Source organism: Azospirillum sp. TSO5 (genome assembly GCF_003116065.1).
Classification (GTDB): Bacteria; Pseudomonadota; Alphaproteobacteria; order Azospirillales; family Azospirillaceae; genus Azospirillum.
Window position 1 is genome coordinate 80,388 of record NZ_LGQY01000060.1, and the last position, 12,577, is coordinate 92,964.

Below are 12,577 nucleotides of genomic sequence, written 5' to 3' on the forward strand. Positions count from 1 at the left end.
GATCACAGATACAGGAACGCCAGCATGCCGGTGCCGACGGCGATGCGGTACCAGCCGAAGGGGGTGAAGCCGTAGCGGCCGACGAAGTCGACCAGCGTCTTCACCACCAGGGCCGCGGCGATGAAGGCGGTGATGAAGCCGACCAGGATCAGCAGGCCGCTGTCGAAGCTCATCCCCGACCAGTTCTTGTACAGGTCGTAGACGGTGGCGCCGGCCATGGTCGGCACCGCCAGGAAGAAGGAGAACTCGGCCGCCGCCTTGCGGTCGACGCCCATCAGCAGCGCGCCCAGGATGCTGGCGCCCGAGCGCGACACGCCCGGCACCAGCGCCAGGCACTGGCAGAAGCCGATCTTCAGCGCCAGCGGGGCGGAGAAATTCTCGATCTGGTGATAGCGGGCGACCGGGATCAGCCGCTCCGCCATCAGGATGGCGATGCCGCCCACGATCAGCGCGATGCTGACCACGGTCGGGTTGAACAGCACCGACTTGATGATGCCGTGCAGCCCGGCGCCCAGCACCATCGCCGGCAGGAAGGCGATCAGCACCGCCATGACGAAGCGCCGCGCGCCCGGATCGTCCTTCAGCCCTGTGGCAACACGCCACAGCCGGTGGAAATAGACGACGCAGATCGCCAGAATGGCGCCAAGCTGGATCACCACCTCGAACACCTTGCCGGGCGGTCCCTGGAAGCCCAGCAGCTCGTCCAGCATGATGAGGTGGCCGGTCGAGGAGACGGGCAGGAACTCGGTCAGCCCCTCCACCAGCCCCATGAGTGTGGCGTCCAGATATTGATCGATCATCATCGCGGCACGCAGCCTTCGGCAGGTTGGATGTTGCGGCGCTTATAGCAGGGCATGGCCGCGCTTGGCGATGGCGAGGGTTCGGTACTCCTATTCGAGCGATAGTCCTGTTTCGAGACTAATTTTCTGTCTCGTTTTTGTGACACCCTACCGCCACGCCTACGCATTCCAGCCTTGCGAAGGAAAAGGTCAACAAACCGGACCTATCGGCGCTTTTGTGCTTTCGCGGGCTGATCGCATGCGTTATATGACGAGCGTCCGCCACTTTGCGGACGTTCGATTTCAACCCAGCCGGTCGGTGTAGGCCAACGCCGCAGCCCCCGGTCAGGCCCAGCAAGGCGATGTCCCGTGGCAGACAGCGGGGCCGCGAAGCGAAGGAGCAGACGTCATGGCGAACCAGAAAATGTTGGGCTTCGTGCACACCGCGCAGAAGATGCCCGACAAGCGGTCTGCCGCCGACCGCCGCCACGACTTCGCGGAAATCTACGCCCGCTTCAGCGACGAGCGCGCCGTCGAGCAGGCCAACCGCTGCTCGCAGTGCGGCGTTCCCTTCTGCCAGGTGCATTGCCCGGTCTCCAACAACATCCCCGACTGGCTGAAGCTGACCGCCGAGGACCGTCTGGAGGAGGCTTACGAGGTCTCCCAGGCCACCAACAACTTCCCCGAAATCTGCGGCCGCATCTGCCCGCAGGACCGCCTGTGCGAGGGCAACTGCGTCATTGAGCAGTCGACCCACGGCGCCGTCACCATCGGCTCGGTCGAGAAGTACATCAACGACACCGCCTGGGAAAACGGCTGGGTCAAGCCGCGCAAGCCGGCCCGTGAACTCGGCCTGTCGGTCGGCGTGATCGGCGCCGGCCCGGCCGGCCTCGCCGCCGCCGAGGAACTGCGCGCCAAGGGCTACGAGGTCCATGTCTACGACCGCTATGACCGCATGGGCGGCCTGATGGTCTACGGCATCCCCGGCTTCAAGCTGGAGAAGGACGTCGTCGCCCGCCGCGTCCAGCGTCTGGCCGATGCCGGCGTGATCTTCCATCCGAATTTCGAGGTCGGCCGCGACGCCTCGCTGGCCGAGCTGCGCGAGCGCCACGTCACCATCCTGATCGCCACCGGCGTCTACAAGGCCCGCGACATCAAGGCCCCCGGCTCGGGGCTGAAGAACATCGTCCCGGCGCTGGATTACCTGACCGCCTCCAACAAGGTCGGCCTGGGCGACTCGGTCGAGGCCTACGAGGACGGCTCGCTGAATGCCGCCGGCAAGAAGGTGGTGGTGCTCGGCGGCGGCGACACCGCGATGGACTGCGTGCGCACGGCGATCCGCCAGGGTGCGACCTCCGTCAAGTGCCTGTACCGCCGCGACCGCAAGAACATGCCGGGCTCGCAGCGCGAAGTGGCGCATGCCGAGGAAGAGGGCGTCGAGTTCGTCTGGCAGGCGGCTCCCGAAGCCTTCACCGGCAACGACGTGGTGACCGGCGTCCGCGCCGTGCGCATCCATCTGGGCGTCGCCGACGCCACCGGCCGCCAGACCCCGCAGGTGATCGAGGGCTCCGAGTTCACCGAGCCGGCCGACCTCGTCATCAAGGCTCTCGGCTTCGAGCCGGAGGATCTGCCGGGCATGTTCGGCTCGCCCGACCTGACCGTCACCCGCTGGGGCACGCTGCTGGTCGACCACCGCACCAAGATGACCAGCCTGGACGGCGTCTTCGCCGCCGGCGACATCGTCCGCGGCGCCTCGCTGGTGGTGTGGGCCATCCGCGACGGCCGCGACGCCTCCGACGCCATGCACGCCTACGCCCAGACCGTCGGCGCGCCGAAGCTGGCCGTCGCGGCTGAGTAAGGCTCTTCTTCTTTCCACTATTAGAACACCGTCTACCCCAGGGGGCCTTCCCTTCGGCCCCCCAGGTCAACGTCCAGACTGTGAAAGGGTCGTTCCATGACCACCGAGTTGAACCAGGGTGAGCAGTTCGTCGCCGATTTCCGCGCCAACGCCGCGGCGCTGACCACTGCCCACGCCTACAATCCGGCCGACGAGCACGACGCCTGCGGCGTCGGCTTCATCGCCGCGATCGACGGCAAGCCCCGCCGTTCGGTGGTCGAGAAAGGCATCGAGGCCCTGAAGGCGGTCTGGCACCGCGGTGCGGTGGACGCCGACGGCAAGACCGGCGACGGCGCCGGCATCCATGTCCAGGTGCCGCAGAAGTTCTTCAAGGACCACGTCAAGGTCATCGGCCACACCCCGCCGGAGAACAATCTGGCGGTCGGTCAGGTCTTCCTGCCGCGCATCAGCCTGGACGCGCAGGAAGCCTGCCGCTGCATCGTCGAGACCGAGATCCTGGCATTCGGCTACTACATCTATGGCTGGCGTCAGGTGCCGATCAACGTCGACATCATCGGCGAGAAGGCCAACGCCACCCGGCCTGAGATCGAGCAGATCATCATCGGCAATGCCAAGGGCGTGTCGGACGAGCAGTTCGAACTCGACCTCTACATCATCCGCCGCCGGATCGAGAAGGCGGTGCAGAACGAGCGCATCAACGACTTCTACATCTGCTCGCTGTCGGCGCGCTCGATCATCTACAAGGGCATGTTCCTCGCCGAACAGCTGTCCACCTTCTATCCGGACCTGACCGACGACCGCTTCGAGTCGTCCTTCGCCATCTACCACCAGCGCTATTCGACCAACACCTTCCCGACCTGGCCGCTGGCCCAGCCCTTCCGCATGCTCGCCCACAACGGCGAGATCAACACGCTGAAGGGCAACGTCAACTGGATGAAGGCGCACGAGACCCGGATGGAGCATCCGGTGTTCGGCGCCAACATGGGCGACCTGAAGCCGGTGATCGGCGTCGGCCTGTCCGACTCCGGTGCGCTGGACACGGTGTTCGAGGTGATGGTCCGCGCCGGCCGCACCGCGCCGATGGTCAAGATGATGCTGGTGCCGCAGGCGCTGACCAGCTCGCAGACCACGCCGGACAACCACAAGGCCCTGATCGCCTACTGCAACTCCGTCATGGAGCCGTGGGACGGCCCGGCGGCGCTGGCGATGACCGACGGCCGCTGGGTCGTCGGCGGCATGGACCGCAACGGCCTGCGCCCGATGCGCTACACCATCACCACCGACGGCCTGATCATCGCCGGCTCCGAGACCGGCATGGTCAAGATCGAGGAGAACCAGGTGATCGAGAAGGGCCGCCTCGGCCCGGGCGAGATGATCGCCGTCGACCTCCAGGCCGGCAAGCTGTTCCACGACCGTGAGCTGAAGGACCATCTGGCCGGCCAGAAGCCGTGGGGCCAGTGGGTCAAGAACACCACGCACCTGGACGAGCTGGTGAAGTCCGCCGCGCTGAAGGGCGAGCCGTCGGAGATGGAGAAGGAGGAGCTGCGCCGTCGCCAGATGGCCTTCGGCCTCGCCATGGAAGACATGGAGCTGATCCTCCACCCGATGGCCGAGGACGGCAAGGAAGCCATCGGCTCGATGGGCGACGACAGCCCGATCGCCGTGCTGTCCGACAAGTACCGCGGCCTGCACCACTTCTTCCGCCAGAACTTCTCCCAGGTCACCAATCCGCCCATCGACTCGCTTCGCGAGCGCCGGGTGATGAGCCTGAAGACGCGGCTGGGCAACCTCGGCAACATCCTGGACGAGGATGAGAGCCAGACCCGGTTGCTGCAACTCGACAGCCCGGTGCTGACCACCGCCGAATTCCACGCCATGCGTGAGTATATGGGCGAGACGGCGGCGGTGATCGACGCCACCTTCCCGGTGGATGGCGGCCCCGACGCCCTGCGCGACGCCCTGCGCCGCATCCGCCAGGAGGCGGAGGATGCCGTGCGCGGCGGTGCCAACCACGTCATCCTGACCGACGAGGCGATGGGCCCGGCCCGCGCCGCCATCCCGGCCATCCTGGCGACCGGTGCGGTCCACACCCACCTGATCCGCTCCAACCTGCGCACCTTCACCTCGCTGAACCTGCGCACGGCGGAATGCCTGGACACCCATTACTTCGCGGTGCTGATCGGCGTCGGCGCCACCACCGTCAACGCCTATCTGGCGCAGGAAGCGGTGGCCGAGCGCCAGCGCCGCGGCCTGCTCGGTTCGCTGTCGCTGGAAAAGGCGATGACGAACTACAAGAAGGCCATCGACGACGGCCTGCTGAAGATCATGTCCAAGATGGGCATCTCGGTCATCAGCAGCTACCGCGGCGGCGGCAACTTCGAAGCCATCGGTCTGTCGCGCGCGCTCGTCGCCGAGCATTTCCCGGCGATGGTCAGCCGCATCTCCGGCATCGGCCTGAACGGCATCCAGAAGAAGGTTCTGGAGCAGCACGCGCTGGCCTATGCCGGCGAAGCGCTGCCGCTGCCGGTCGGCGGCTTCTACCGCTTCCGCAAGTCGGGCGACCGCCATGGCTGGGAGGGTGGGATCATCCACACTCTGCAGCAGGCCGTCACCAACGACAGCTACACCACCTTCAAGAAGTATTCGGAGCAGGTGAACAAGCGGCCGCCGATGCAGCTGCGCGACCTGCTGGAGTTCCGTACCACCAAGGCCGCCGTTCCGGTGGACGAGGTCGAGAGCATCACCGCCATCCGCAAGCGCTTCATCACGCCGGGCATGTCGATGGGCGCCCTGTCGCCCGAGGCGCACGGCACGCTGAACGTCGCCATGAACCGCATCGGCGCCAAGTCCGACTCGGGCGAGGGCGGTGAGGATCCGGCGCGCTTCCGCCCGGACAAGAACGGCGACAACTGGAACTCCGCCATCAAGCAGGTGGCGTCGGGCCGCTTCGGCGTCACCGCCGAGTACCTGAACCAGTGCCGCGAGCTGGAGATCAAGGTCGCCCAGGGCGCCAAGCCCGGCGAAGGCGGCCAGCTGCCCGGCTTCAAGGTGACGGAGATGATCGCGCGGCTGCGTCACTCGACGCCGGGCGTGATGCTCATCAGCCCGCCGCCGCACCACGACATCTACTCGATCGAGGATCTGGCGCAGCTCATCTATGACCTGAAGCAGATCAACCCGGACGCCAAGGTCACGGTGAAGCTGGTCAGCCGGTCGGGCATCGGCACCATTGCCGCCGGTGTCGCCAAGGCGAATGCCGACATCATCCTGATCTCCGGCAACTCCGGCGGCACCGGCGCCAGCCCGCAGACCTCGATCAAGTTCGCCGGCCTGCCCTGGGAGATGGGCCTGTCGGAGGTGCATCAGGTCCTGACGCTGAACAAGCTGCGCCACCGCGTGCGGCTGCGCACCGACGGCGGCCTGAAGACCGGCCGCGACATCGTCATCGCCGCCATGCTGGGCGCTGAGGAGTTCGGCATCGGCACCGCCAGCCTGATCGCCATGGGCTGCATCATGGTCCGGCAGTGCCATTCCAACACCTGCCCGGTCGGCGTCTGCGTGCAGGACGAGAAGCTGCGCGAGAAGTTCGTCGGCACGCCGGAGAAGGTCGTCAACCTCTTCACCTTCCTGGCCGAAGAGGTCCGCGAGATCCTGGCCCGCCTGGGCTTCCGCTCGCTGACCGAGGTGATCGGCCGCACCGACCTGCTGCATCAGGTCAGCCGCGGCGGCGCCCACCTCGACGACCTCGACCTCAACCCGCTGCTGGCCCAGGTCGATCCGGGCGAGAACGCCCGCTACTGCACCCTGCAGGGCCGCAACGAGGTGCCGGACACGCTGGACGCCCGCATCGTCGCCGATGCCCGCCCGCTGTTCGAGGAAGGCGAGAAGATGCAGCTCGCCTACAATGCCCGCAACACGCAGCGCGCCATCGGCACGCGGCTGTCCTCGATGGTCACGCGGAAGTTCGGGATGTTCGGGCTGCAGCCCGGCCACATCACCGTCCGCCTGCGCGGCACCGCCGGCCAGTCCCTGGGCGCCTTCGCCGTCCAGGGCATCAAGCTGGAGGTGATGGGCGACGCCAACGACTATGTCGGCAAGGGCCTGTCGGGCGGCACCATCGTCGTCCGTCCGGCGACCAGCAGCCCGCTGGAGTCGAACAGGAACACCATCATCGGCAACACGGTGCTGTACGGCGCCACCGCCGGCAAGCTGTTCGCCGCCGGTCAGGCCGGTGAGCGGTTCGCGGTGCGCAACTCCGGCGCCACCGTGGTGGTGGAGGGCTGCGGCTCCAACGGCTGCGAGTACATGACGGGCGGCACGGCGGTCATCCTGGGCAAGGTCGGCGACAACTTCGCCGCCGGCATGACCGGGGGCATGGCCTACCTCTACGACCCGGAAGACTCGCTGCCGCTGCACATCAACGAGGAAAGCGTCATCTTCCAGCGGATCGAGGTGCCCCATTACGAGGCCCAGCTCCGCGCCCTGATCGAGGAGCACGTCGCCGAGACGCAGAGCCGTTTCGCCGCCGAGATCCTCAACGACTGGCAGCGCGAACTCGGCCACTTCTGGCAGGTGGTTCCGAAGGAGATGCTGCACCGTCTGGCCGTGCCGGTGACCCTGCCGCGCGCCATCCCGGCGGAGTAAGGACCGGCCAAGCCCGCACAGCGGAATATCCCCTCTCCCCCCCGGGGAGAGGGTTAGGGTGAGGGGGATGCGCGGCGAGGATCTTCAAGAACCGCGTGCGCCCCTGATTCCCACCAAACCCACGCTGTGCATCCCCCTCACCCCGCCCCTCTCCCCAGGGGGGAGAGGGAGTCGAGGGACGGACATGAGAACGGCGCGCCATCCGGCAGGACGGCGCGCCGTTTTTCTTTTGCGGTTGCGTCAACCGGCGGTCGGGGGCAACTCCAGCACCATGACGATGCTGTCGAAGCGGTTGCCGGGTGGAAACTCCATTGAAGTCCGACCGGTCGCGACGAAGCCGGCCGAGGCATAGAACTCCTCCGCCACCAGGCTGGCGTAGCACAGCATCCGCGATGCGCCCGCCGCCGCGGCATCGGCGACGCAGCGGTCGAGCAGCGCCCGCCCGACGCCACGGCGCAGCCAGCCGGGATGGGTGGCGAAGTGCCGGACATGGGCCAGTCCGGGCTGCGGCGCACGGGTCGGCTCGCCCGGCCAGTCAAAGCTCCAGCCGCCGCAGCCGACCGGCGTGCCGTCCGCCGCCTCCGCCAGATAATAGGTACCGGCGCCCAGCAGCGCCGGATTTGACCGGGTGATGATCGGCAGCACCCGCTCCATCACCTCCGGCGGATAGCCGGCGGGCATCAGGGCCGGGTAGGAGGCCGTCAGCACCGTATCCACCGCGCCGGCATCGTCCGGCCACGCCCGGCGGATGGTAAAGGCGGGATCGCTCAAGGCTCGAATTCCCACGGCTCCGCCTTGGCCGCCGCAATCCACTCCCGCATTGCCGGCAGGGCCTGCACCGCGTCCATATAGGCGCGCGACTCGGGCGATACCGCGACGCCATAGGTCTCCAGCCGCGTCACCACCGGGGCGAACATGGCGTCGGCGATGGTGAAGGCGCCGAACAGGAACGGCCCGCCCGCCGGCTTGCCGAAGCGGGTGCGGGCATCGGCCCACAGCGCCTCGATCCGGGCGATGTCGGCGGCGGTCGCCTCGGTCATGCCCTGGCCCTTGCGGTCGCGCTTGAGGTCCATCGACATGGTGGTGCGCAGCGAGACGAAGCCGGAATGCATCTCCGCCGACACCGCCCGCGCCACCGCCCGCGCCGCCCGGTCCGCCGGCCACAGCCCGGCCTCGGGCGCCAATTCCGCCACATACTCGCAGATTGCCAGCGAGTCCCAGACGGTCAGCCCGTCATGGATCAGGGTGGGCACGCGGCCCGACGGCGAATGCTCGGCGATTCGGGCGGCGGTGTCGGGCTGGCGCAGGGGAATGACGGTCTCGGTGAAGGCCAGCCCGGTGTGCTTGAGCGCCAGCCACGGGCGCAGCGACCAGGACGAATAGGTCTTGTTCCCCATCACCAGGGTCAGATCGGACATCGGACGGCACCTTTCGAAACGGGCAAACAGCGGGGGCGTGAGCATGACCCACCTCACGGACTGCAACAAGCCTTCCGGTTGCGCCGGGGCAGGCATCCACCCTACCCGCGCGACAAACCTCCTCCGGATGTTTCATTGGAGCGGCTATACTGAGCAGCTGAATGGGCGGCTGAATGGGCGAATGGGCAATCCATTTGGAAAACGTCGTTGATCTGTGGCTTTCCGCGAGGCACTCCATGACCCGGAAACTGTTCTGGGACGATCCCTACCGCACCCGCCTGGAAACCCGCATTGCCGGGGTGGACGGCGACGAGATTACGTTGGAGGCCACCATCCTCTACGCGCTTTCCGGTGGGCAGGAGAGCGATGCCGGCACGATCGGCGGCTTTGAGGTGCTGGAAGCCCGCAAGGACGGTCGCGAGATCCGCTACAGGTTTGCGCCCGGCCACCGCCTCGCCCCCGGCGACGCCGTTGCGGTGGCGATCGACTGGGAGCGCCGCTACCGGCTGATGCGCCTGCATTTCGCCGCCGAGATCGTGCTTGAACTGGTGATGGCTCGCCTGCCCGGCATCGACAAGGTCGGCGCCCACATCGCCGCCGACAAGGCCCGCATCGACTTCGCCTGGAACGAGCCGCTGACCCCGCTGCTGCCCGAATTCGCCGAACGGGCGGCGCGCATCGTCGCCGCCGACACCCCCATCCTGAGCGGCTTCAGCGACGAGGCCGCCGAACGCCGTTTCTGGGAGATCCCCGGCTTCGCCCGGGTTCCTTGCGGCGGCACGCACCTGCGCCGAACGGGCGAGATCGGTGCGCTGACGCTCAAGCGTCGCAACACCGGCAAGGGCAAGGAGCGGATCGAAATCGCGCTGGCCGATGCTCAAGCTTCGGCCGTGCCCTAGTCGCTTCCCGGCCTCGGCACGCCCGCCCTTCTGCGTCCGCCCGGTTCATCCAAGCGCTGGCGGCTTTCCCTCCCTGTGCTAGGATAATTTGCCTACGGGATTGGGAGGTCATGGCATGTCCCCGATGCGTCATTCCATTGCAGCAGATCGTCCCCCGCCCGGCGCGGGAACAGTGGAACATCGCCGGAAAACTGTTTCATGGTGTTTCATCCGTTCCATCCACCCCCGCCGAAACGGCGGGACGGCCGGACCATGGCGGTCGGATGGAACAGTGGAACATGCTTGGAAAACCGTTCCATCCTGTTCCATCCCTCGACTTTCACAGCCCGCCCATGCCTGCCCGGCGCATCGCACCCCTTTCCAGCCGCCGCCCGGCGCGCCATCCTTGGGGGATGGGCATCCGTGTCGGATGCGTGACGTGATCTCGTGAGAAGGATCCTCAGTCTTGCTCGCCACCCTGCTTGCCGTTGACGGTCCGGACACCGTCGCCCTCACCCCCGTGACCAAGGCCGGGCTGGCCGACTGGCTGGCCGGGCAGTCGCCGGCTGTCGCCTCCTGGGTCAAGGCGGTGGGCTTCACCGGCGAAGCCGGATCGACCGTCTTCCTGCCGGGGCCGGACGGCGCCGTCGCCCATGTGCTGGCCGGCGTGTCGGCCGTTGACGATCTGTGGGCCTTCGCCGGCCTGCCGTCCTCCCTGCCGGCCGGCTCCTACCGGATCGACGCGGCGCTGGATGCGCGGGCGGCGACGCGGGCGGCGCTGGGCTGGGCGCTCGGCAGCTACCGCTTCAGCCGCTACAAGAAGCCGCCCGAGAAGGGCTTCGCCAATCTGGTCTGGCCGGCGGAGGCCGACCACGGCGAGGTGGAGCGGGCGGCGACCGCCACCTGGCTGGTGCGCGATCTGGTGAACACCCCCGCCTGCGACATGGGACCGGCGGAACTGGCCCAGGCGGCGCAGGATCTGGCCGCGGAGTTCGATGCGGCGGTCGAGGTGATCGTCGGGCAGGACCTGCTCGACCGCGACTATCCCGCCGTCCATGCCGTCGGCCGCGCCAGCCCGCGCGAACCGCGGCTGATCGACCTGCGCTGGGGCAACCCGGAACACCCCAAGGTGACCATCGTCGGCAAGGGCGTCTGCTTCGACACCGGCGGGCTGGACCTGAAGCCGTCGTCGGCCATGCTCATCATGAAGAAGGACATGGGCGGGGCGGCGCATGCGCTGGCGCTCGGCCGGATGATCATGATGGCCGGGCTGCCGGTGCGGCTGCGCGTGCTGGTGCCGGCGGTGGAGAATGTCGTGTCGGGCGACAGCTTCAAGCCGCAGGATGTGCTGAAGACCCGCAAGGGCCTGACGGTGGAGGTCGGCAACACCGACGCCGAGGGGCGCCTGATCCTGTGCGACGCGCTGGCCGAGGCGGATTCGGAAAAGCCGGAGCTGCTGATCGACTTCGCCACCCTGACCGGCGCGGCCCGCGTGGCGCTCGGCCCCGACCTGCCGGCGCTGATGTGCAACGACGACGCGCTGGCCAATGACCTGACCGAGGCCGGGACCACGGTCGACGACCCGATGTGGCGACTGCCGCTGTGGGCGCCCTACCGCAAGGGGCTGGACAGCAAGGTGGCGGACATCAACAACGTCACCACCAACGGCTTCGCCGGCGCCATCACCGCCGGGCTGTTCCTGCAGGAATTCGTGTCGAAGGGCACGCCCTGGGCGCATCTCGACACCTATGCCTGGAACGGTTCGGCCCGTCCCGGCCGTCCTGAGGGTGGCGAGGCGCTGGGCCTGCGCGCCGCCTATGCGGTGATCGCCAAGCGGTTCGGCTGACGGCACAGCCGGAGAGGCAAAAGACGGGGTGAAGGGCGGCGAATCGGCTGAATTTGTCCCCGCCCTTCACCCCCGAAGGGATGGAATGCGCAAGGGGATCGTATTAAAACGGAAGATCAGGAAACCTGACGCGTAAGAATGAACCGCTCGCCCGATCGCGAGGCGAGCGGTGGTGGTGGAGGCGGACAGATGGCGTTGAAGGTTCGCGAGGATTACCGGACCCTCACCGGCCCGGAAAAGGCCGCCATCATGATGCTCGCGCTGGGCGAGGAGCATGCCACCAGACTGTTCTCGCTGATGGACGACGAGGAGATCAAGGAGCTGTCCCAGGTGATGGCCAACCTGGGCACGGTGTCGGCCAACCTGATCGAACGCCTGTTCGTCGAGTTCGCCGAACAGATGTCGGCCACCGGCTCGCTGGTCGGCTCCTTCGACTCGACCGAGCGCCTGCTGCTGAAGACCCTGCCGAAGGACAAGGTCGACCAGATCATGGAAGAAATCCGTGGTCCGGCCGGCCGGACGATGTGGGACAAGCTGGCCAACGTCAACGAGTCGGTTCTGTCCAACTATCTGAAGAACGAGTATCCGCAGACCGTCGCCGTCGTCCTGTCCAAGATCCGTCCCGAACATGCCGGCCGGGTGCTGACCCAGCTGCCGGAAAGCTTCGCCATGGAGGTCATCATGCGCATGCTGCGCATGGAGGCGGTGCAGAAGGAGGTTCTGGACGACGTCGAGCGCACGCTGCGCACCGAGTTCATGACCAACCTCGCCCGCACCAGCCGCCGCGACAGCCATGAGATGCTGGCGGAGATCTTCAACGGGCTGGACCGCACCACCGAGCACCGCTTCATGGCCGCCCTGGAGGAACGCAACCGCGACAGCGCCGAGCGCATCAAGTCGCTGATGTTCACCTTCGAGGACCTGTCGAAGCTCGATCCCAGCGGCGTCCAGACGATGCTGCGCACCGTGGACAAGCAGAAGCTCGGCACCGCGCTGAAGGGCGCGTCGGAAACGCTGAAGGATCTGTTCTTCTCCAACATGTCCGAACGCGCCGCCAAGATCCTGCGCGAGGATATGGCCGCCATGGGTCCGGTGCGCGTCCGCGACGTGGACGAGGCGCAGATGTACATGGTCCAGTTGGCGAAGGACCTTGC

Annotated in this window: 8 protein-coding genes; 5 read left to right on the forward strand and 3 right to left on the reverse strand. The window is 67.3% G+C overall.

The genetic code is table 11. From position 1 onward, the window contains the following. Window positions 1-2 precede the first annotated feature (2 nt). Window positions 3-803: an undecaprenyl-diphosphate phosphatase gene (locus TSO5_RS17310; protein WP_109152714.1), complete on the reverse strand. Its 801-nt coding sequence runs from the start codon at window positions 801-803 to the stop codon at window positions 3-5. A gap of 385 nt (window positions 804-1,188) precedes the next feature. On the opposite strand from TSO5_RS17310, the gene TSO5_RS17315 reads away from it, so the two are divergent. Both TSO5_RS17315 and gltB read left to right on the forward strand, forming a co-directional pair. Next, window positions 1,189-2,637, forward strand: a complete 1,449-nt coding sequence (locus TSO5_RS17315; protein WP_109152715.1) for an NAD(P)-dependent oxidoreductase — start codon at window positions 1,189-1,191, stop codon at window positions 2,635-2,637. Between the two features lie 96 nt (window positions 2,638-2,733). Further along, a complete protein-coding gene (gene gltB, locus TSO5_RS17320) occupies window positions 2,734-7,281 on the forward strand; it encodes a glutamate synthase large subunit (RefSeq protein ID WP_109152716.1) in 4,548 nt (1,515 codons plus the stop codon). Window positions 7,282-7,521: 240 nt separating this feature from the next. Here gltB and TSO5_RS17325 read toward each other — a convergent pair whose 3' ends face one another. Both TSO5_RS17325 and TSO5_RS17330 read right to left on the reverse strand, forming a co-directional pair. Further along, the gene (locus TSO5_RS17325) at window positions 7,522-8,052 is read right to left on the reverse strand and encodes a GNAT family N-acetyltransferase (protein ID WP_109152717.1); all 531 of its coding nucleotides are present in this window, start codon (window positions 8,050-8,052) and stop codon (window positions 7,522-7,524) included. Continuing rightward, on the reverse strand, window positions 8,049-8,699 hold the full coding sequence (locus TSO5_RS17330; RefSeq protein WP_109152718.1) for a glutathione S-transferase family protein: 651 nt from the start codon (window positions 8,697-8,699) through the stop codon (window positions 8,049-8,051). Before TSO5_RS17330 ends, TSO5_RS17325 begins: the two co-directional genes overlap by 4 nt. A 236-nt stretch (window positions 8,700-8,935) precedes the next feature. Between TSO5_RS17330 and TSO5_RS17335 the strand changes: the two genes are divergently transcribed. From TSO5_RS17335 to fliG, 3 genes are all read left to right on the forward strand, one after another. After that, complete coding sequence (locus tag TSO5_RS17335; RefSeq protein ID WP_109152719.1) at window positions 8,936-9,598, forward strand: alanyl-tRNA editing protein; 663 nt, start codon at window positions 8,936-8,938, stop codon at window positions 9,596-9,598. Between the two features lie 445 nt (window positions 9,599-10,043). Beyond that, a complete protein-coding gene (locus TSO5_RS17340; RefSeq protein ID WP_109152720.1) occupies window positions 10,044-11,423 on the forward strand; it encodes a leucyl aminopeptidase family protein in 1,380 nt (459 codons plus the stop codon). Between the two features lie 189 nt (window positions 11,424-11,612). After that, on the forward strand, window positions 11,613-12,577 hold a 965-nt coding region (fliG, locus tag TSO5_RS17345; RefSeq protein WP_109152721.1), incomplete at its 3' end, for a flagellar motor switch protein FliG.

Coding starts and splice junctions, on each gene's coding strand:
- TSO5_RS17335 (WP_109152719.1), top strand. CDS start 8,936: ATGACCCGGAAACTGTTCTGGGACGATCCCTACCGCACCCGCCTGGAA.
- gltB (WP_109152716.1), top strand. CDS start 2,734: ATGACCACCGAGTTGAACCAGGGTGAGCAGTTCGTCGCCGATTTCCGC.
- TSO5_RS17330 (WP_109152718.1), bottom strand. CDS start 8,699: ATGTCCGATCTGACCCTGGTGATGGGGAACAAGACCTATTCGTCCTGG.
- TSO5_RS17310 (WP_109152714.1), bottom strand. CDS start 803: ATGATGATCGATCAATATCTGGACGCCACACTCATGGGGCTGGTGGAG.
- TSO5_RS17315 (WP_109152715.1), top strand. CDS start 1,189: ATGGCGAACCAGAAAATGTTGGGCTTCGTGCACACCGCGCAGAAGATG.